Below are 19,503 nucleotides of genomic sequence, written 5' to 3' on the forward strand. Positions count from 1 at the left end.
TTTGTGTGGAAAGGAATCCTGCTGGCTATACTACACATAAGGAGGAATGAATGCATGGCATCAAAGAGTGAGAGCTTGGAATGGAAATACAAGAAACTCGAGAGTCTGCTTGCTTCAACCCTTCAGTATTTGTCTGATGATGAAGTGGAAGAAATTGACCTCGAGTATCTGATGGAGCATACGGAGGGACTCCGAGAATGGTGGCAGGAGTACCGGGTGGAAAATAAAAAAGCATTGGAAAAGGAAATTCAGCAGCTTCTTCCTTCTCTTTCTCTTGAAGAACTAGAGGATTTAAGGGCAAAATTGAAAAAATGAAAACCTTATCAAAAGGTCTTGGAGTTTGATGAACAAAGGGTGAACAAACGTTTACAATTAGGTTACAACTGCACATTATAGTTGGAACCCTCACCCATCAATCTGTTATAATCAGGGTAGTTAGAGAAAGGGGCAGGGGGCCATGGAGCTGCAAAATTTAAGCACAGAAGAGATTGAACTCTGTTACCGCGCCGATCCATTCGAGATGACCCGGTCAATCTTGAAAGAGGACCTCAGGGGTCTTGAAATCATCTCGCTCAAAGGGATTGAAAAGCGAAACCTGCTTCCGAAAGAAGTCGTCAATGTACTGTTGATTTATTTCTATCAGGAATTTGCTGGCCAGGTATATAATCGCACCGATTTGATCAAACTTTACAATTCCTGGGCATCAAATAATGTCAATACATTCAATGAAGCCGTCCAGATGGCAAAGGAAGATATCCGACAGCACCTTGGCCGCTGATTGTTCATAAATTTGAAAAGTGTCTGGTACAAGAGTGTTATAGTCATAGTAAAACCCGAACTATCCTGCCCGAGATAGTTCGGGTTTTTGATTTGTTTCATGGCCATTACTTTTTACTTGTTCCTAGCGGGTGATTGGAGTGCAAGACGAAGACTCCCGCGGAAAGCGCAGTCTTGCACGGAAATCATGAGCGGTATAAAGAAGCCATACTGATCGTCAGGACCTTTTTTGTTTTTCCCAATCTCTTTTTGTTCCAAAGATTTTTATCTTTTGATTACTTTTAGTAGAGCATGCCGCCGCTTTTGTATAAGGAAGAGGAAATGTATAAATAGTGTCCTGTTTTATTATCAGATTATATTGAATAATGAATCAGTCGTTGGTATACTGTGAAAATCATATCGAAGGAGGAATAGATTGTTGATCAACTACCATAATCGTATATTTACAGCTGTTGAAAACTCAGAAAACGGGGAGGTATCGACACGCACCATTTTCAAATACCGGCAGGAAGGAGATCTTCTGACAGGTTCCTATGAAGGAGGGGATATACAAAAAGGCTTCCTTATCGGATTGGTGGGCGATGATGGATGTCTTGACTTCCGGTACAATCATGTGAATGTGAATGGAGCCATCCGGGGAGGGATTTGCCGTTCTACTCCTGCTGTTTTGGAGGATGGCCGAATCGAGCTGAAGGAAGAGTGGGAATGGCTGGATGAGGCAAGATCGAAGGGGCATTCTGTGATCAGGGAAATCAAGGTGACCGACCGTTGACCATTGTACATACAACGTTTTGGACGCTATGCTTGATCAAGGACGGAGATCGGGTACTGCTGATCGACCGGCAGCATGATGATTTTAAAGGCTTCATTCCACCGGGTGGCAAAGTAGAGTTTCCTGAATCCTTTTCCGAAGCCGCCATCCGCGAGGTGAAGGAAGAGACCGGTCTTGAAGTGAAGAACCTGCAATACAAAGGGATTTATGAGTATGTCAACCCTGAGAGAATGGAGAGGTTTATCATCTTTAATTATCTTGCGACTAAGTTTACCGGAGAACTCCTGAAAAAACCGGCGGAGGGCATCCCCACGTGGATTGCCCTTTCTGACGTTCCAGGACTACCTATGCAGGCTTCCATCAGGAGACGATTTCCTTACCTGTTGAGAGAAGGTACATTCGAGATACATGTGAAATGGGATGAATCCAGAGGTTGCGAGGGTGATGTCAGTATAACTGTCACATGAAGGAGTCAAGGTCGAGCAAGCACGTTAATAATGGAAGCGGGACAGGAATTGAAGGAATTGCTGCTGAGTTTCATGTGGATATTTCCAAAGGGAGTATGCATTTGCTTCCGGTAGTTCAAACGAACGGACTGGAATTTCCATCAGTCTCCCTTCAAGAAGTTCCCTTCTGACTGTAGAAGACGGCAAAAACGATACGCCAAGCCCCTCGGTAATGAAACGTTTGGTGATGTGAATCTGAGACACCTTCATCATCTTGGAGTTGGGGTAAAAATGTTTCAGGATCTCGCACAGTTCCTCCCAATAGCCTGGATGATTATGGGTGAGGATCCTCGCATGGTGGAGAACTTCTTCTTCATCGAGGGGAAGGGCGGATTCAAAATCTCTCCCATCATGCGGTGCTACAAGCATGACCCGATCCGAGTAGAGTTTTTCGCTTCCAACCTCTTTATGAAGGGAGGGAAGACAGGACAGCCCGATATCAACTTCTTCATTCATGACGGCGCGTTCAATATCATTGGACTCGATGATTTTCACGTCCACTTCAACGTACGGATATTCGTTCATGAACCGTTTCAATACGGCAGGCAGGATGGTATCGGCTATCAAAGGAGAGATGGCAATCTTCAATGCAGCGGTATACCCTTGCATGAAGGATCGCATCTTCTTCAATCCATCTTCATGAACCCTCACCATCTCTTTGGCTTCCCCCACAAAGTATCGACCTGCTTCGGTCAATGCCACCTTCTTGTTGCTCCGTTCAAAAAGGGCCACACCCAGCTCTTTTTCCAGCTGTTTGATATGGACCGATACAGATGGCTGAGAGATATACAATTGTTCAGATGCCTTTCTGAAATTGCGTGTCTGGGAAGCAACGATAAACGTCCGTAACCAACTCAACTCCAACAGAATCCCTCCCTGATTAAAAAAAGTAATTAACTCATTTAAATATATATAATGTTCTTAATTGATACTCTACTATAAACTGAGAGTAATAACCAGTTAGGAGTGAAGAGCATGTATCAACCGGGTTTGAAAGGAATCGTCGCAGCTCAGACAGCCATCAGTCATATTGATGGAGAAAAAGGTCTTCTTATCTATAGGGGACATGATGTACGGACTCTTACGGGAAGATGTTCATTTGAAGAAGCTGCTTATCTTCTTTGGTATGGGAGGATGCCTTCTACAGAAGAATCCAACCATCTGGGTGAGGAGTTAAGAACAAAACGGACGCTATCTGAACCTATGCTTGATGTTCTTACACATCTTCCTGAAAACATGGATCCTATGAGCGTGCTAAGAACCGTGCTGTCAGCAGAAGGAGGTTCAGAATATGGATGGAAGCCAACCTTGGATCAAGCAGTACGGATTACGGCGCTGATTCCGACCATCATCGCCTACAGGGAACGGCATCTAAAAGGGGCAGCTTTCATAAAGCCTCACGATGAATTGGGACATGTTTCAAACTATCTTTATATGCTTACCGGCATGGAACCCGAACGTGCTGTTTCCCAGGCACTTGAAACCTATATGATCCTGACGATGGAGCACGGGATGAATGCTTCGACGTTTTCTGCAAGAGTGACAGCATCTACCGAATCCGATTTGATTTCGTCTGTCATTTCAGCAATCGGTACGATGAAAGGCCCCCTTCATGGAGGGGCACCAACTGGGGTTATCGCTCTTCTTGAGGAGATAGGGACTGAAGAAAACGCGGAGAGTGTGATCCGGAACAAGATTTCCCAAGGGGGAAAATTGATGGGGTTCGGTCACAGGATTTATAAGACGCGTGACCCCCGTGCAACCGCCCTGAAAGAAAAACTACTCGAATTCCACGGTGAAAATGAAGAACTAGATCTAGCTATCTCAATTGAAGACATCGCGGTGAAGCTTCTTGAAGAATTGAAACCGGGCAGGGGGCTTTATACGAATGTGGAGTATTACGCCGCATCGATCATGAGAGCCATCCATCTCCCCGATCATCTCTTCACTCCGACGTTTACAGCGGCAAGGGCGGTTGGATGGACGGCCCATGTACTCGAACAATCCGAAAATAATACGATATTCCGGCCGCAGTCTGATTACATCGGAAGCCTAGTATAGAACCTAATACTGCCATGGATTAAAGATAGGGTCCTCCATTAGGAGGGCTTCTTTTTTATTGGAAGAGACTCATAGGGAATATGGAAGGAACGGACATCTGCCGGAAATGGATGAAAACAGGATCAAACACACATTTTGTCAAAAAAAGATGAAATTAGACATGATTTTTAGGATATTTATGGTAAGTTATAAGAGAGCGCTATACGAATATAAAGAATGGTGGTGAGTACCTTGAATGTGGTACCTGTTATGGAGCTGAAAGTCAAGGAACGTGTGGGCTTTTTCCTTAGACACTGGGGAGGCACAGAGATGGTCATCTCAACAGGCATCCATGATTGTGTCAATCTGGATGGATTTGCTTGTTTAGAAGACAGCGAGATCCTAGGACTCATCACCTTCGTGATGGGAAATCAAAAGTGTGAAATCATTTCATTGGACAGCCTGCGAGAAGGAGTCGGCATCGGTTCGTCCCTTCTTGGAAAGGTAGAAGAGGAAGCCAGCATCAATGGGTGCCTCTCCCTATCAGTTATTACGACAAATGATAATCTCCATGCACTCGGGTTTTACCAGCGAAGGGGGTTCCAATTAGTAGAGCTTAAATGCAACGCCGTTGAAACAGCGAGAATTCATAAACCTTCCATTCCATATATAGCGGAAAACGGAATTCCCATAAGGGATGAAATTCTATTAAGCAAGCACCTTTGAAACCATCCAATGACCCCATTAGTGGAGGAGGATAAGCATGGAGTATATGTTATTAGTCGCTATTGCATTCATACCATTCCTCATTTCGATTTCATTGACCATCTACTCCAGAACGACCGTCTCCATCGCCCTAGCCTGCTTCCTGGTGCTGCTCGGTGCTTGGCAGCTTGAAATTGCAGCCCTCTATGCAGATGGGCTCCTACCAGAATCAGTGATTGATCGATTGTTCAGATTTTTCAGGATCGGTCCGATACTGATCATGCCGATCATCTATTATTTCATTTATTATCTGGTAAGTGAGCATGAAGAGTTGAGACGCTACAGGAAATGGATCAATCGAACCAGCCTGAGTATCATGATCGGATACAGTATCCTGGTCTACATCATCAACTTCACGGACTATGGTGTCACTTCCTATATGGTTGCCCCGGGGAGGGTATATTCCCCTACCCACTGGCTTCCGGTCTATGGATCACTGAACTGGACGTTCCTCCTTAATATTTTTCTTGTATTCGTTCACACATTCCTGCTACTCAGGGTCACCATCTTGATGAAGGATCCGGTCTATAAACTCTTTTATGTAAAACTGATCATCGGGGCACTCTTTGTATTCTTGAATGGAGTAACAAGTGGATTTGGGTTATTCCCCTTATTCTTTTCAAGTTTCAATTCGATTTTGGTTGCCATCCTCTTATTCGTCGGATTCTTTCAGATGCAGACAGCTCGTGTAAAACAGGCAAACGCACGTTTGGCGAAACAGAGTGAACTCTTGGAAGCCATTATGAATCTGAACCCGAACTATTTGATCGTCATGAACCAATCGAATCAGATCATCAAGGTCAATCAATCTGCTGAAAAGCTTTGGGATGTGAGCAAGGATGAACTCATCGGAAAAGATTTCAGCGTAGTCGTAGAGCCTCCATACTCAATCAACCCATTGCGTAAAGACGTGCAGAGATTCGTGAATAAAATGGGAAGACCGTACTATATCCAGTGGGGATTTCAAAAATTAGATCAAGCGGAGAAGGAATATCACACCTTGTTTTATGGAATCGACTTTTCGAAGCAAAAAGAGAATGAGCGGTTGTTGCTGGCCTCTGAAAAATCAAAAGTCATCGGGGAACTTGCAGCAAGCATCGCCCATGAAATCCGGAATCCATTGACTACCGTCAGGGGATTTATACAATTATCAAAGGAAGTCCAGAAAGAAAAAGGATATGAAGATATCGTCCTTGAAGAAATCGATCGTATCAATGAGGTCTTGAAGGAATTATTGCTTCTAGCCAAACCCGAAGCGCAGGTGGAACAAAACGGGGATAGTACCACCTCCATATCCGTTGTTCATGAGGTCAACACCATCAAGCTTCTGTTCGAGGCCATTGCATTGGAACAAAATAAAAGCATCAGCATTTATCATACACTTGAACAGGGACACCTTGCCCGATTCGAGAAATCCCATTTCAAACAGGTGATCATCAATATATTGAAGAATAGTTTTGAAGCACTCCCGAAAATGGGGAAAATCAAGATCAAGATTGATGAGAAAAACAGAAAAACGAGGATTCGCATTTTGGATAACGGACGGGGTATTGCGAGAGAACGCCTATCCCGAATCGGTGAGCCTTACTATACCAATAAAGAAAAGGGCACAGGGATCGGTTTGACGATCTGCTTTAAATTGATTGCGGATTATGGTGGACAAATGAAGGTGAAAAGCAAGATCGGATGGGGGACGGTCGTCACCATCACCCTTGAACCGATTGAAAAGGAAAGACTCATATTTAATGAAGAATTAGACGGAAGGAGCACGGTGGTGTGAACAGTTGGGAGAAGGCATATCGGGAAACGGACAACCTTTGGGGGAATAGCGTTGATTGTTCCCTAATCGAATACAGTTCTCTCCTCAATGATGGAGACGCCGTTTTAGACCTCGGGATGGGAGAAGGAAGGAACGCGCACTATTTCGCTGCTAAAGGGCACCCCGTCACAGGTGTCGATTATTCTTCCTCTGCGATCAGCCGCTGCGAGGAGATCAGCGTTGAAGCGGGAGTGGCGATGGAAACGATCGTAGATGACATCACACAGTTTCCCGTACCCTCTTCATCGTATTCGCTGATTATCATAAGCAATGTACTGAATTTCTTCCATCCAGATGAGATCGACCAAATCATTCAAAAGGCGATCAGTGGCCTTGTTGTGGGGGGCATGATCTATATTCAAGCTTTCAATCGCAACGATCCTGCATATGCCAGAAATGTGAAGATGGCGGAAAAAGTAGATGAAGGTACCTTCTATAGAGAGAGGAATGATACGTACATTCATTTTTTCACCTTGGATTCACTCCTTGATTATTTCAAAGGTTTTGAAGTTCTTGTGGTGACTGAATCCTACCGACTGGATCTTACACACGGAGAGCCCCATCATCATGGCATCATTGAGATGCTGGTCAGGAAGCAAGCAGGATGAAAGAACAAATCCGCTCCGTGAAGGTCCGCGGTGCTGCTGTGGAAGTATGGGAAATGGGAGAAGGATCTCCGGTAATCATCTTGACTGGCATGAATTCGCCTATTTGGGAATGGCATGCTGTTGTACACGCTCTCTCTGTACAGCACCGGGTCATTCTATTTAATCGTCCTGGTCTTGGCAAAAGTGAATTAGGTGAGGGCATCCGAAGGACTGGAGCCCTGGCTGAAGAACTGGCTGAGCTGCTTCCTTTGCTTGCGGTCCATGAACCTGTAGTGCTCATCGGACATTCTTATGGAGGCTTATGTGCCCAGCATTTCGCCCGTTTGCACCCGTTCATGATCAAGGCGCTTCTTCTTGTTGATTCAACATCGGTCAACCTTCACCGACTGGACGACCTCATGCTCCCAGTGATGGACGCAGACAATGATGCTGCATGGCTCGAAACCTGCCGCATCTATAGTGAGAAAACCTCCGAAGAACTTAAGGACCTTATTGCCCCCGGTTGTGTTCCTGGTCTGCCCACTTTACTGAATGAAAAGCTCCAAGATTTCCAGTGGAATCCCCTCATGTATGCGGCCATGTACTCAGAGGTCACATGGTGGAAGGAAGATGCGATGATTATGAAAAATGGTCCTGGATTCCCGCAAATTCCGTTGACCGTCATTGCCCGTGATAAAGAATATGTCATCCGGCAGGAAGATGGACTCCCTGAGTGGGAGAAAAGAATATTTGAAACCCTTTGGGAAAAGCTGATGTATGAACAGTCAGAGCTGACTGACGACAGCCGGTTCATCATAGCGGAAGAATCAGGACACGCAGTTCATCTTGATCGGCCCGATGTCGTCGTGGAAGCCTTTCATCATTTAGCGGAGAAGGTGCAGGGAAATGAAGGTGCTGGTTGATCTCGTTTTGTCCATTGATGGGACACATATGAGAAAAGGCGGGGAATTTGAGGTGAGGAAGCGACCGGATGTCCCGTTACTGGTTTGCCGATGGATCAATCAGATCAAGATGGATACCGGATACAGAGAAACGGAAATTGTCAGCGTATATCTGGACGGAGATGAAGATGTAACGGAACAAGTCAGGCTGACTTGCCGATAAATGAGCGGTTATGGAAGATGAACCGCTTCAAGGGGCTGAGCTTTACATTGACAATACAGAACCATGGGAGGTCGATACAATGATCAAAGCGGTTTGTTTTGACCTTGATAATACTCTCCTGGACAGGGATAAGTCGCTTCATAGCTTCCTGGAGGATCAATACGCACGGTTGAATATGTTTGATCATGTGGAAAAGGACCCCTTCATGGTTCGCTTCATCGAGTTGGATGATCGGGGTTATGTATGGAAGGATATCGTTTATGAAACCCTGATTCGGGAATTCGACATGAGGGGGTGTACCATAGAAGAGCTTCTGTCTGATTATCTAACCCATTTTCACCATCACTGCATCCCCTTGGGCCCAGTGGAAGAGGTGTTGAAGGAATTGCGTGCACGCGGGATGCTGATCGGGATAATCTCAAATGGATTCCATCAGTTTCAATCTGACAACCTGAAGGCTTTATCCATCCATCTATATGCACATACAATCCTCATTTCAGAATCGGAAGGGATGCGCAAACCCGATAAGAGAATCTTTCAATCGATTGCAGGCAAAATGGGCGTGCAGGTTGATGAATGCGCATTTGTCGGCGACCACCCCATCAATGATGTAAAGGGCGCCAAGGATGCAGGTATGACCTCGATATGGCTCCGGGGTGATGGGTACAGCGTACCGGATCATGCAGATGCCATCATCGATCAGCTTCCTGAGCTCATAGGTTTTTTGAGGAATCTGGACGTTGAAAGGTCGACCCTGACTAGGCATGATTCCTTTTAATCTATATAAATGAAATCTTGCCTTGTGATTTATATTATGCTATTATTGTGAAAATTCGAGGTGTTTCTTATGACTTTATTCACTCAGACACAATTCCATCATCATATCAAGTAGCCTTGCCGGTTGTTTTTTTAAAAAACCAGGAAGGCTATTACCCATTGAACCGCATCTGACTTAAGTTTCTGCTTAGATCAGCTGCGGTTTTTTGTGTTCTGGATAAGAGGTACTAAAATGAAAGAAGGAGGAAGACAAAATGAGAAAGATGGATTATCAGAATGTAAAGGGAACAGCTGATTATTTGCCTGAAGCTGAAGGGATTCGAAGAAAGGTGAGGAATACACTGGAAGACGTGTTCATACAATACGGCTGCAAGCCGCTGGAAACGCCCATTCTAAATTATACGGATCTGTTGGCATCCAAATATGGAGGTGGGGCGGAAATCTTGAAGGAGATGTACGTGCTGAGCGACCGGGGGGAACGTGATCTTGCCCTGCGTTATGATTTAACGATCCCTTATGCCAAAGTAGTGGCCATGAACCCGACGTTGAAACTACCGTTTAAACGCTATGAAATCGGTAAAGTGTTCAGGGACGGTCCAATCAAAAAAGGAAGGATGAGGGAGTTCACTCAGTGTGATGTAGACGTCACGGGCATCGATTCATGTGCAGCAGAAGCAGAGCTTATCATGATGGCACTGGATGCGTTCGACCGGCTGGAAATGGAAGTGGTGATCCAATACAATAACCGAAAGCTGCTTGCAGGCATGCTGGAATCCTTCGGCATCCCACCTGAGAAAAGTGGGGAAGTGATCCTCGTCCTGGATAAATTGGAGAAGATCGGCCTGGAAGCATGTAAAGAGGAACTGAAGAAAAAAGGACTTAGTGCAGGAGCATTAGATGAAACAAAGCAGTTCATATTGGCTTCCCCCACTTGTTTGGAGTACTTTTCACCCTATATAGAGAAAAACACATTGATTTCTGAGGGGCTGGCGGAACTGAGAGAGCTGGAGAAACTCCTTGAAGGTTTGGGAATAAATGCTCAGTGCCAATTCAATCCATACCTTGCCAGAGGATTGGACATTTATACGGGTACCATCTATGAACTCTTCATGAAGGACGGCAGCCTGCGGTCGAGCATCGGAAGCGGCGGTCGCTATCACAATGCCATTGCAGGGTTGAAAGGGGAGGATGGGGGATCCTATTCCACTGTCGGAATCTCCTTTGGCTTGGATGTCATTTTGACAGCCCTTTTGGAAAAGGAAGAAACCAGTCCCGATCCTTGGGTGGATTACTTGATCATTCCGGTCCAAGAAATGGAGCACTGCTTTCGGATGGCACGGGTTCTCAGACAAGAAGGGAACAGGGTCGAAGTGGACATGTCTGGAAGGTCCGTAAGAAAAAGCATGGACTATGCCCGTAAGGCAGGGATCCCGTTTGTAGCGGTGATAGGAGAAAGGGAAGTTTCAAACCGGAGTTGCATGGTCAAGGATATGATGACAGGAAATGAGTCAGAATGGGTACTCAGATGAACTTCGGTACAAAGGGGAATGCCGCAAAAAGATGATTTTATTTAAATTTTGCCAAAACTAGTTTATCATATGATAGAGAATGTCCATTGCTTGAAAAGGAAGGTACCCTATGTCAATTGAATCAGGACAGAACATTACCAGGATACATATTGAAGACAAAGAATTTATTCTCATCGGCACCGCCCATGTTTCCAGGCAAAGCGCCGAGCAGGTCAAGGAGGTTATTGAGCGGGAAAGGCCGGATACAGTGTGTATTGAGCTTGATGAACCGCGTTATCAATCCATTGTCGAAGGAGACAAATGGAAGCAGACGGATATCTTCCAAGTAATAAAGGAGAGAAAAGCAACCCTGCTCCTTATGAACCTTGCCATCGGATCATTCCAGAAACGGATGGCTAAGCAGTTCGGGATCAAACCGGGGCAAGAAATGATTCAGGGAATTGAATCTGCGAAAGAGACGGGCGCCGAGCTGGTGCTGGCCGATCGAAATATTCAGGTCACGTTTTCACGGATCTGGAATAATCTCGGATTCACCGGTAAAGCAAAATTGCTCACCCAGATCATTTTCAGCATCTTCAGCGACGAAAGCATCACCGAAGAAGAACTGGAGCGGATCAAATCAAAGGATATGCTTGACTCCATGCTCAATGAATTTACCCAGGTGTTCCCGCAATTAAAGACACCACTCATCGATGAACGTGATCAATACCTGGCCCAAAAGATCAGGACTGCACCCGGGGAAAAGGTGGTCGCTGTCCTGGGTGCGGCCCACGTTCCAGGCATCACAAAGGAGATTCATAAAGAGCACGACTTGGAACGGTTATCTGAGCGTCCTCCGAAATCAAAGGCGCCGAAAATCATTGGTTGGATAATCCCGCTGGCCATCATCGCGCTGATTGTCTATACCTTTATCAACAACCCTTCGGCCGGATTCGACCAATCCATCAGCTGGATTCTATGGAATGGTGGATTTTCAGCACTTGGGGTACTGATCGGGATGGGGCATCCGCTGGCCATTTTGACGGCTTTCATTGCCGCACCCATCACCTCTTTGCATCCGCTTCTCGCTGCAGGGTGGTTCGCAGGTTTCGTGCAGGCATACTTTAAGCGTCCGAGTGTAAAGGATTTTGATACATTATCGGAAGATGTCTTGAGCGTAAAAGGATTTTGGAACAACAAGGTGACCCGTGTCCTATTGATCGTGGTATTGGCGAACCTTGGAAGTACCTTGGGGACCATCATCGGAGGAGCCGATGTGGTAAGACTATTCATTAAGAATTTCACATAAGGGGGAGCGATTGCCTGGACAATTATCCCCTGATCTTTTAATCAAAGATAAAACAAGAAGGAGCAGGGATGACCTGCTCCTTCTTGTTTTTTTATACTGTTTTTTCAACCTCAAGGTAGTGTATCTGATGACCGTCATTATCATGGATCCTGAAGGTGAACCCTTCTTCGATGACGATTTCCTTGCTTGCATTGGAATCGATGTTTTCAGAAAGGAACCACCCTCCGATTGTATCCACTTCCTCATCGCTGAGATTCGTCCCCAGGAGATTATTGACGTCCTGTATGAGAAGTTTGGCATCCAGGATGTAGTGATCGTCTTTTACCTTCCTGATCTCAGGTACTTCATCATCATCGAATTCATCACGGATTTCACCTACGATTTCTTCGATGATGTCCTCGACGGTTACCATACCGGATGTCCCGCCATATTCATCAAGGAGGATGGCGATATGGACGCGTTCTTTCTGCATCTTCACGAGAAGATCATGGATCGGGATGGTTTCAATGACTCGAATCAAAGGATTTACATAGGGCTCCAGGCTGTCGATTCCATCAGCGGATTGAATCGATGCGGTCAGAAGCTCCTTCACGTTCACAAAACCGAGGACATTATCCTTATCCCCGTCCACTACAGGATAGCGGGTGTAGTGTTCGGTCGTAATGACATCCATCACTTCATCCATGGTCGCATCCTTTGAAATGGAGATGATTTCCGTCCTAGGGACCATGATTTCCTTCGCAAGTCTTTCATCAAATTCAAAGATGTTATTCACATATTTGAGTTCCGACTGGTTGATTTCGCCACTCTCATAGCTTTCAGAAAGGAGAATGCGAAGTTCTTCCTCCGAGTGGGCCAGCTCATGCTCCGATGCGGGTTTTAAACCGAACAGTCCGACGAAGAAACGTGCGGATCCATTCAGGAACCAGATGAACGGAAACATGATGCGGTAAAACCAGATAATCGGAGATGCAAAAAGCATTGTGATGGTTTCCGCTTTTTGAATCGCCATCGTTTTTGGTGCTAGTTCCCCGACAACCACATGAAGGAATGTCACAAGGGCAAATGCAATTCCGAACGATAGGATGTGAGTTAAAGATGCGTTCAAGTGAAAGTACTCGAATAACGGATGTAACAGGGTCTCCACCGTGGGTTCCCCGAGCCAGCCGAGGCCGAGTGCCGTCACGGTGATCCCAAGCTGACAAGCTGATAGGTACTCATCAAGATGTGTAACGACTTTCTTAGCCGATACCGCACCTTTCTTTCCTTCAGCGATCAGTTGGTCGATCTTGGATGTACGTACTTTGACAATGGCAAATTCCGTTGCAACGAAAAAGGCCGTCAAGGCGATCAGTACGAAAATTGCTGCTAACTTAATTAATAATAATGAATCAATGTCCAATGAATCGTCTTACAAGCGTAAGACGTTCACCTCCCAGTAAAATATTTAGTTTAACAACAGAAGGAGGGATTGGATAAGCGTTTGACTTTCTTTGGAAAGGTCTTTCTTTGCTTGTGAAAGTTCTTTATGGTTCAAAATCTCCGTCACTTCTGTGTTCAGGTCTTTCAGTTTCCATCTGAGTGCCCGTACGTCGATTTCTTCGGTATCTTTTTCGATCATTTTCTTCCTTATCATGTCCAAAGACATGCCGCTTGATTTCATATCATTGACTTCTCTTATCGTGTTTACACATGAAATATCATAATAGCGATAATTAGAAGGAGAGCGTTCGACTTTTAGAATCCCTATATTCGTATAATGATCGATCGTACGCTTGGTTACGTTCGCCAACTCAGCTAGTTCTCCAATTTTCAGTTTCTCTGTCCCAAACGATTTCCTCCTAACCGTCACGTGATAGTCTCTATTTTAAAGTAAACGACCAAAAAAGAAAATCTTTTTTCATTATTTGAGGATACTCAGATGTCCATGGGTGAAAAGGAGGTGGGGCATGGCTCTATTTTTAGGAGTTTATTCCTTTTTTTCTCGAAATACCTTGTCACTTCCTTGTTTAATTATTATAATATTAAGAAAATTTAATAATATTTTCCTATGAAAGGAGGACGCAAGGTGAAGATTTATATTTCGGTGGATATGGAGGGAATCTCGGGGCTTGTGGATCAAACCCACGTTGATTCCAGGATGCACAATTATGAAAGGGGAAGGAGAATCATGACGGATGAAGCGAATGCCGTCATCACTGCTGCTTTTGAAGCAGGCTGTCAAGAGATCCTCGTCAATGACAGCCATTCCCAAATGAATAATCTGATGATTGAACTGCTGCATCCCGACACATCCCTGATCACCGGTGGAGCAAAGCCGTTTTCCATGGTACAGGGGTTGGACGAGTCATTTTCGGGTGCTTTTTTTATTGGCTATCATGCCCGGGCATCGAAAAAGGGAGTGCTGTCCCACTCCATGACCTTCGGGGTGAGGAATATGTATATCAATGACATAGCCATAGGAGAAATGGGATTCAACGCTCTCGTGGCGGGATTCTATGGCGTCCCTGTTCTCATGGTATCGGGTGATGATCAGGCAGCCATTGAAGCAAATGAATTGATCCCAGAGGTCACGACGGCAATCGTGAAAGAGGCCATTACCAGATCGGTAGCCAAAAGTCTTACGCCGAAGAAGGCCGCGGGCCTGCTTGCCAGACAAACCCGGTCGGCTCTTTCCAACCGGTCGATAGTCAAACCCCTGATCCCTCCGGAAAACCCGATCCTTCGCATCGAATTCGCCAACTACGGTCAGGCTGAATGGGCAAGTACCATGCCAGGCACAATCTTGGAACCGGATTCGACAACGGTCCGCTTTGATGCAAAAGATATCCTTGAAGCTTATCGTGCGATGATTGTCATGACCGAACTAGCAATGAAAACTACATTCTGTTAGAAAGTGTGAAGCTGATGAGTACATACCTGTTGAAGCGATTGGTTTCCATGGTGATCACCTTGTGGCTGATCATCACATTGACGTTCTTCCTCATGCATGCCATACCGGGATCACCATTTAACGAAGAACGCAATACAAGCGAAGCCGTCCAAAAAAATCTTGAAGCCCATTATCACCTCGATGAGCCCCTGATGGTCCAATACGGGCTATATTTGAAATCGCTTATGACACTGGATTTTGGTCCTTCCATTACCAAGCCGTCCCAGACGGTCAATGATTTGCTGAGCAGAGGCTTTCCGATCTCATTCGAACTCGGGATGATCACCTTGGTCATCGCCGTCATTTCCGGGATCACACTCGGTATCGTGGCAGCCCTGAGACATAACGGATTCATTGATTATATGGCCATGACATTCGCTGTGCTGGGGATCTCGATCCCAAACTTCGTCATGGCTACCATGCTGATTCAACAATTCGCAGTGTACTGGGAGATTCTACCGGTTGCAACTTGGCAGAGCTGGAGGCATATGATTCTGCCCACCTTGGCGCTCGCCACAGGACCAATGGCCATCATAGCCAGGCTGACGCGTTCAAGCATGCTCGAAGTCCTTACCCAGGATTATATCCGGACAGCACGGGCCAAGGGGCTCTCCCCGTGGAAAATCGTGTTCAAGCACGCCCTCCGAAATGCCCTCATGCCTGTGGTGACCATCCTTGGTACACTGGCAGCCGGAATCTTGACGGGTACATTCGTCATTGAACAGATCTTTGCCATACCGGGCATGGGAAAATATTTCGTCGAGAGCATCAATCAGCGTGATTATCCGGTCATCATGGGGACGACCGTCTTTTACAGTGCCTTCCTGATCGTCATGCTTTTCTTGGTGGATGTGGCATATGGACTGCTCGATCCGCGGATCAAACTACATAAGAAGGAGGCTAGATGATGGCGATCCCCAAACGAGAAGAAAAAGTGACAACCGTTCCTGACGAATGGTTTGCCCCATTGGATAAGAGTAAAAATGAGCGGGAGGCAGTCGTCAGGCCGAGCCTCTCCTACTGGCAGGATGCGTGGAAGCGACTCGTGAAGAACAAGCTTGCCATGCTCGGACTGTCTTTTCTGGTCGCCCTGATTGTCATGGCCATTCTCGGACCGATCCTCTCTCCTCACAATGTCACGAAACAGATTCTTGCCGACCAGAACCTCCCGCCTTCAGCCGGTCATTGGTTCGGAACGGATGACATGGGAAGGGATGTTTTTACCCGGACATGGTATGGAGCTCGCATCTCCCTGTTTGTCGGGTTCATGGCGGCTCTCATAGATTTTGTCATCGGGATACTTTACGGAGGGATATCAGGCTATAAAGGAGGCAAGACGGATAATGTGATGATGAGGATCGTCGAGATTCTTTACGGACTTCCTTACCTTCTGGTCGTGATTCTGCTTATGGTCGTCATGGGACCGGGATTGTTGACCATCATCGTCGCCCTAACCGTGACGGGATGGATCGGGATGGCGAGGATCGTAAGGGGACAGGTCCTCCAGATCAAGAATTATGAGTTCGTTCTTGCTTCAAAAACCTTTGGAACGAAAACGGGAAGAATCATCCGGAAGAATCTTCTTCCGAATACAATGGGACCGATCATTGTCCAAATGACCCTGACCGTTCCAAGTGCCATCTTTGCCGAAGCATTCCTGAGCTTTCTAGGATTGGGGATCCAGGCTCCATATGCGAGCTGGGGGGTCATGGCCAATGACGGGCTGTCGACGATCCTGTCGGGGCACTGGTGGAGATTGTTCTTCCCGGCGCTCTTCATCTCCCTCACCATGTTCTCTTTCAATGTCCTGGGTGACGGTCTGCAGGACGCGCTGGATCCGAAATTAAGGAGGTAACACCATGGAAGAAGTTCTATCAGTGAATGACCTGCATGTATCATTTTCCACATATGGAGGCGAAGTTCAAGCCGTACGTGGTGTGAGTTTCCAGGTGAAGAAGGGGGAGACCCTCGCGATTGTCGGGGAATCAGGTTGCGGGAAAAGCGTGACATCTCAAAGCATCATGAGACTCATCCCCAGTCCACCGGGCAGGATCCGAAAAGGGTCCGTCCTGTACAAAGGAAAAGATCTTTTAAGATGCTCGGAGGCTCAGATGCGGCGTATACGGGGGAAGGATATCTCCATGATCTTTCAGGATCCGATGACCGCACTGAACCCGACCCTGACCATAGGGGAGCAGATCAAAGAAGGAATCCTGCAGCATGAGGACGTTACACGAAAGGAAGCGGGGGTGCGTGCGCGGAAGATGCTGGAGCTTGTGGGCATCCCGAACCCCGAGGAGCGCCTCAAACAATATCCCCATCAGTTCTCAGGTGGTATGAGGCAGAGGATCGTCATCGCCATGGCCCTTGTCTGTCAGCCAGATGTGCTGATTGCAGATGAACCGACCACCGCCCTTGATGTTACGATACAAGCTCAGATTCTTGAGCTATTCAAGGAAATCCAAGACAAAACGGGTGTATCCATCATCCTGATCACCCATGATCTCGGGGTTGTCGCCCAGGTGGCAGATCGGATCGCTGTCATGTATGCAGGGAAGATCGTGGAGGAAGGGACCCGCAGGGAAATATTTTATACCCCTAAGCATCCCTATACGAAGGGACTTCTCCATTCAGTACCAAGGCTCGATCTTGTAGGGGAGGATCTGATTCCCATACCCGGATCACCCCCGGATTTATTTGCACCTCCTGCAGGATGCCCATTCGCTGCAAGATGCAACATGGCCATGGAGGTATGCGACAGGGTGCACCCTGAGAAGACCCGCCTTTCAAAGGATCATCATGTGGATTGCTGGTTGCAGGATGATCGGGCAAAACAAGCCATGCTTTCAGCTGTGAATGTAACGATCCGTTAGATTCACAGATTGATAGATTAAAAATCATAAGGGGGAAATCAGATGAAGAAATGGAGCAAGCTGTTTATTTTCGGGATCATCCTTGTCATGCTGGCTGCTTGTACGGCCAACGAAGATGCTGGAAGCAATTCGGAAGGAAAGGATTCAAAGGACGGGAAAGGGGAAAAGATCCTTTATTTGAACAATGGAGCGGAGCCGACATCCTTTGATCCGCCGATCGGATTCGATTCCTATTCATGGACAGCGCTGAATAACTTAATGGAAGGGTTGACGAGACTAAGCGACAAACATGAGCCGGAAGGGGCCATGGCTGAAAAGTGGGATGTATCGGAAGATGGAAAAGTCTATACCTTCCACCTGAGAGAAAATGCCAAGTGGTCAAATGGGGACGATGTAACGGCCAATGATTTCGTATTTGCCTGGAAGCGCCTGCTCAATCCTGAAACTGGATCTCCGGCATCCTTCCTCGGGTACTTTATCGAGGGCGGTGAAGCATATAATACCGGAAAGGGCAGTGCAGATGACGTAAAAGTGAAAGCGGTGGATGAAAAAACGTTCGAAGTGACATTGAAAAGCCCTCAGGCTTACTTCCTGAGCGTCATCGCCAATCCTGCATTCTTCCCAATCAATGAAAAAGTCGCCACCGATAATCCTCAGTGGTTTGCCGAGGCAGACAGCTTCGTGGCGAATGGTCCATTCAAATTAAAGGAATGGGAGCATGATAGCCATTTCGTAATGGAAAAGAATGATCAATACTGGGACAAAGAGAACGTGAAGCTAAAAGAAGTCCACTGGGCCATGGTAAATGACTCCAACACAGATTATCAATTATTCAAAACAGGCGAGCTCGATACCGCAGACGTACCGGCAGACCTGAGCGAGGAACTGTTCAAGGACGGAAAGGTCAACGTAGAAGAGCAGGCTGGTACGTACTTCTACAGGTTCAATCTTGATCAGGAGCCATTCCAAAATAAAAATATCCGGAAAGCGTTCTCCATGGCAGTGGATCAGAAGCAGATGGTCGACTATGTGACCAAGAACAAAGAAGAAGCCGCCTACGGATTTGTCGCCAGCGGGTTCAATGATGCCGACGGAAACGATTTCCGCAAAACGAGCGGTGATCTTACCGCGACGGATGTAGAGGAAGCCAAGAGTCTTTTAGAAAAAGGAATGAAGGAAGAAGGCTATGAAAAGCTTCCTGCCGTTACCTTGACCTACAGCACGAGTGACACTCATCAGAAAATTGCCGAAGCAATGCAGCAAATGTTCAAGGACAATCTAGGAGTGGATGTGAAGCTTGCCAATATGGAGTGGAATGTGTTCCAGGATGAACAAAAAGCAGGTAAATTCCAGCTTTCCAGAAGCTCCTTCCTGGCAGATTATGCAGATCCGATCAACTTCCTTGAAAACTTCCAGACGGGGCATTCCATGAACAGGACCGCCTGGAGTAATAAAAAATACGACGAGTTGATTCAATCGGCGTTGAACGAAGCAGATGAACAGAAGCGTTTCGACATGATGTATGAAGCAGAGAAAATCCTCATGGACGATATGCCGATCATCCCGATCCATTTCTACAACTACGTATATATGCAAAATGAAGATGTTTCAGGTATCGTCCGTCATCCTGTGGGCTATATGGAGCTTAAATGGGCGGACAAAAAATAAAAGGAGCGGGAAGGACAGTGGGAATCTCATTGTCCCTCCCTCTTT

21 protein-coding genes are annotated in these 19,503 nt (G+C 46.4%); 18 read left to right on the forward strand and 3 right to left on the reverse strand.

The annotated features are described in order from the left end of the window. Positions 1-54 precede the first annotated feature (54 nt). The 4 genes from K6T23_RS11230 (at position 55) to K6T23_RS11245 (ending at position 2,016) form a co-directional block, all read left to right on the forward strand. Positions 55-315: a hypothetical protein gene (locus K6T23_RS11230; RefSeq protein WP_079516074.1), complete on the forward strand. Its 261-nt coding sequence runs from the start codon at positions 55-57 to the stop codon at positions 313-315. Positions 316-457: 142 nt separating this feature from the next. Continuing rightward, positions 458-778 (forward strand): hypothetical protein, encoded by a 321-nt coding sequence (locus tag K6T23_RS11235; RefSeq protein WP_056536654.1) that lies wholly within the window; start codon positions 458-460, stop codon positions 776-778. Between the two features lie 417 nt (positions 779-1,195). Then, the gene (locus K6T23_RS11240) at positions 1,196-1,549 is read left to right on the forward strand and encodes an avidin-fold protein (protein WP_179125866.1); all 354 of its coding nucleotides are present in this window, start codon (positions 1,196-1,198) and stop codon (positions 1,547-1,549) included. After that, the gene (locus tag K6T23_RS11245; RefSeq protein ID WP_200943364.1) at positions 1,546-2,016 is read left to right on the forward strand and encodes an 8-oxo-dGTP diphosphatase; all 471 of its coding nucleotides are present in this window, start codon (positions 1,546-1,548) and stop codon (positions 2,014-2,016) included. The genes K6T23_RS11240 and K6T23_RS11245 overlap by 4 nt, the downstream gene beginning before the upstream one ends. Before the next feature lie 24 nt (positions 2,017-2,040). On the opposite strand, the gene K6T23_RS11250 is transcribed toward K6T23_RS11245, so the two are convergent. Next, positions 2,041-2,919 carry a LysR family transcriptional regulator gene (locus K6T23_RS11250; protein ID WP_079516075.1) on the reverse strand — a complete coding sequence of 293 codons (879 nt, stop codon included), beginning with the start codon at positions 2,917-2,919 and terminating at the stop codon, positions 2,041-2,043. A 111-nt stretch (positions 2,920-3,030) separates the two neighbouring features. Here K6T23_RS11250 and K6T23_RS11255 point away from each other — a divergent pair, with 111 nt between their 5' ends. The 9 genes from K6T23_RS11255 (at position 3,031) to K6T23_RS11295 (ending at position 11,985) form a co-directional block, all read left to right on the forward strand. Next, positions 3,031-4,116 (forward strand): citrate synthase/methylcitrate synthase, encoded by a 1,086-nt coding sequence (locus K6T23_RS11255; RefSeq protein ID WP_238281077.1) that lies wholly within the window; start codon positions 3,031-3,033, stop codon positions 4,114-4,116. A gap of 309 nt (positions 4,117-4,425) precedes the next feature. After that, positions 4,426-4,821, forward strand: coding sequence for a GNAT family N-acetyltransferase (locus K6T23_RS11260; RefSeq protein WP_238281078.1), 396 nt, complete (start codon positions 4,426-4,428; stop codon positions 4,819-4,821). A gap of 37 nt (positions 4,822-4,858) precedes the next feature. Further along, positions 4,859-6,640: an ATP-binding protein gene (locus K6T23_RS11265; RefSeq protein ID WP_238281079.1), complete on the forward strand. Its 1,782-nt coding sequence runs from the start codon at positions 4,859-4,861 to the stop codon at positions 6,638-6,640. Continuing rightward, positions 6,637-7,287: a class I SAM-dependent methyltransferase gene (locus K6T23_RS11270; RefSeq protein ID WP_238281080.1), complete on the forward strand. Its 651-nt coding sequence runs from the start codon at positions 6,637-6,639 to the stop codon at positions 7,285-7,287. Before K6T23_RS11265 ends, K6T23_RS11270 begins: the two co-directional genes overlap by 4 nt. Beyond that, positions 7,284-8,189, forward strand: coding sequence for an alpha/beta fold hydrolase (locus K6T23_RS11275; protein ID WP_238281081.1), 906 nt, complete (start codon positions 7,284-7,286; stop codon positions 8,187-8,189). Before K6T23_RS11270 ends, K6T23_RS11275 begins: the two co-directional genes overlap by 4 nt. Then, positions 8,173-8,391, forward strand: a complete 219-nt coding sequence (locus K6T23_RS11280; protein WP_148984236.1) for a hypothetical protein — start codon at positions 8,173-8,175, stop codon at positions 8,389-8,391. Before K6T23_RS11275 ends, K6T23_RS11280 begins: the two co-directional genes overlap by 17 nt. Positions 8,392-8,470: 79 nt before the next feature. After that, on the forward strand, positions 8,471-9,169 hold the full coding sequence (locus tag K6T23_RS11285) for an HAD family hydrolase (RefSeq protein WP_238281083.1): 699 nt from the start codon (positions 8,471-8,473) through the stop codon (positions 9,167-9,169). 262 nt (positions 9,170-9,431) lie between these two features. After that, on the forward strand, positions 9,432-10,697 hold the full coding sequence (locus K6T23_RS11290) for a histidine--tRNA ligase (RefSeq protein WP_238284418.1): 1,266 nt from the start codon (positions 9,432-9,434) through the stop codon (positions 10,695-10,697). Positions 10,698-10,806: 109 nt separating this feature from the next. Then, positions 10,807-11,985: a TraB/GumN family protein gene (locus K6T23_RS11295; protein WP_238281084.1), complete on the forward strand. Its 1,179-nt coding sequence runs from the start codon at positions 10,807-10,809 to the stop codon at positions 11,983-11,985. 91 nt (positions 11,986-12,076) lie between these two features. Here K6T23_RS11295 and K6T23_RS11300 read toward each other — a convergent pair whose 3' ends face one another. After that, on the reverse strand, positions 12,077-13,381 hold the full coding sequence (locus K6T23_RS11300; RefSeq protein ID WP_079516731.1) for a hemolysin family protein: 1,305 nt from the start codon (positions 13,379-13,381) through the stop codon (positions 12,077-12,079). Positions 13,382-13,432: 51 nt separating this feature from the next. Further along, on the reverse strand, positions 13,433-13,837 hold the full coding sequence (locus K6T23_RS11305; RefSeq protein ID WP_179125808.1) for a MerR family transcriptional regulator: 405 nt from the start codon (positions 13,835-13,837) through the stop codon (positions 13,433-13,435). Between the two features lie 216 nt (positions 13,838-14,053). On the opposite strand from K6T23_RS11305, the gene K6T23_RS11310 reads away from it, so the two are divergent. Genes K6T23_RS11310 through K6T23_RS11330 form a run of 5 tightly spaced genes read left to right on the forward strand, consistent with a single transcriptional unit; the run spans position 14,054 to position 19,458 of the window. Continuing rightward, positions 14,054-14,878, forward strand: a complete 825-nt coding sequence (locus K6T23_RS11310; RefSeq protein WP_056536624.1) for a M55 family metallopeptidase — start codon at positions 14,054-14,056, stop codon at positions 14,876-14,878. 14 nt (positions 14,879-14,892) lie between these two features. Next, complete coding sequence (locus K6T23_RS11315) at positions 14,893-15,825, forward strand: ABC transporter permease (RefSeq protein ID WP_056536621.1); 933 nt, start codon at positions 14,893-14,895, stop codon at positions 15,823-15,825. After that, positions 15,822-16,772: an ABC transporter permease gene (locus K6T23_RS11320; RefSeq protein WP_373921182.1), complete on the forward strand. Its 951-nt coding sequence runs from the start codon at positions 15,822-15,824 to the stop codon at positions 16,770-16,772. The genes K6T23_RS11315 and K6T23_RS11320 overlap by 4 nt, the downstream gene beginning before the upstream one ends. Positions 16,773-16,776: 4 nt before the next feature. Next, positions 16,777-17,790 carry an ABC transporter ATP-binding protein gene (locus K6T23_RS11325; protein ID WP_056536618.1) on the forward strand — a complete coding sequence of 338 codons (1,014 nt, stop codon included), beginning with the start codon at positions 16,777-16,779 and terminating at the stop codon, positions 17,788-17,790. Positions 17,791-17,832: 42 nt separating this feature from the next. After that, positions 17,833-19,458, forward strand: coding sequence for a peptide ABC transporter substrate-binding protein (locus K6T23_RS11330; RefSeq protein ID WP_079516083.1), 1,626 nt, complete (start codon positions 17,833-17,835; stop codon positions 19,456-19,458). The last annotated feature ends 45 nt before the right edge of the window (positions 19,459-19,503 follow it).

This window comes from Rossellomorea marisflavi (assembly GCF_022170785.1).
Taxonomy (GTDB): Bacteria; Bacillota; Bacilli; order Bacillales; family Bacillaceae_B; genus Rossellomorea; species Rossellomorea marisflavi_B.

What these genes read in the sequence shown, in the direction of transcription:
- K6T23_RS11290 (WP_238284418.1), top strand. Translation starts at nt 9,432, where the DNA reads ATGGATTATCAGAATGTAAAGGGAACAGCTGATTATTTGCCTGAAGCT.
- K6T23_RS11265 (WP_238281079.1), top strand. Translation starts at nt 4,859, where the DNA reads ATGGAGTATATGTTATTAGTCGCTATTGCATTCATACCATTCCTCATT.
- K6T23_RS11235 (WP_056536654.1), top strand. Translation starts at nt 458, where the DNA reads ATGGAGCTGCAAAATTTAAGCACAGAAGAGATTGAACTCTGTTACCGC.
- K6T23_RS11255 (WP_238281077.1), top strand. Translation starts at nt 3,031, where the DNA reads ATGTATCAACCGGGTTTGAAAGGAATCGTCGCAGCTCAGACAGCCATC.
- K6T23_RS11285 (WP_238281083.1), top strand. Translation starts at nt 8,471, where the DNA reads ATGATCAAAGCGGTTTGTTTTGACCTTGATAATACTCTCCTGGACAGG.
- K6T23_RS11320 (WP_373921182.1), top strand. Translation starts at nt 15,822, where the DNA reads ATGATGGCGATCCCCAAACGAGAAGAAAAAGTGACAACCGTTCCTGAC.
- K6T23_RS11325 (WP_056536618.1), top strand. Translation starts at nt 16,777, where the DNA reads ATGGAAGAAGTTCTATCAGTGAATGACCTGCATGTATCATTTTCCACA.
- K6T23_RS11295 (WP_238281084.1), top strand. Translation starts at nt 10,807, where the DNA reads ATGTCAATTGAATCAGGACAGAACATTACCAGGATACATATTGAAGAC.
- K6T23_RS11330 (WP_079516083.1), top strand. Translation starts at nt 17,833, where the DNA reads ATGAAGAAATGGAGCAAGCTGTTTATTTTCGGGATCATCCTTGTCATG.
- K6T23_RS11230 (WP_079516074.1), top strand. Translation starts at nt 55, where the DNA reads ATGGCATCAAAGAGTGAGAGCTTGGAATGGAAATACAAGAAACTCGAG.
- K6T23_RS11260 (WP_238281078.1), top strand. Translation starts at nt 4,426, where the DNA reads ATGGTCATCTCAACAGGCATCCATGATTGTGTCAATCTGGATGGATTT.
- K6T23_RS11275 (WP_238281081.1), top strand. Translation starts at nt 7,284, where the DNA reads ATGAAAGAACAAATCCGCTCCGTGAAGGTCCGCGGTGCTGCTGTGGAA.
- K6T23_RS11280 (WP_148984236.1), top strand. Translation starts at nt 8,173, where the DNA reads ATGAAGGTGCTGGTTGATCTCGTTTTGTCCATTGATGGGACACATATG.
- K6T23_RS11315 (WP_056536621.1), top strand. Translation starts at nt 14,893, where the DNA reads ATGAGTACATACCTGTTGAAGCGATTGGTTTCCATGGTGATCACCTTG.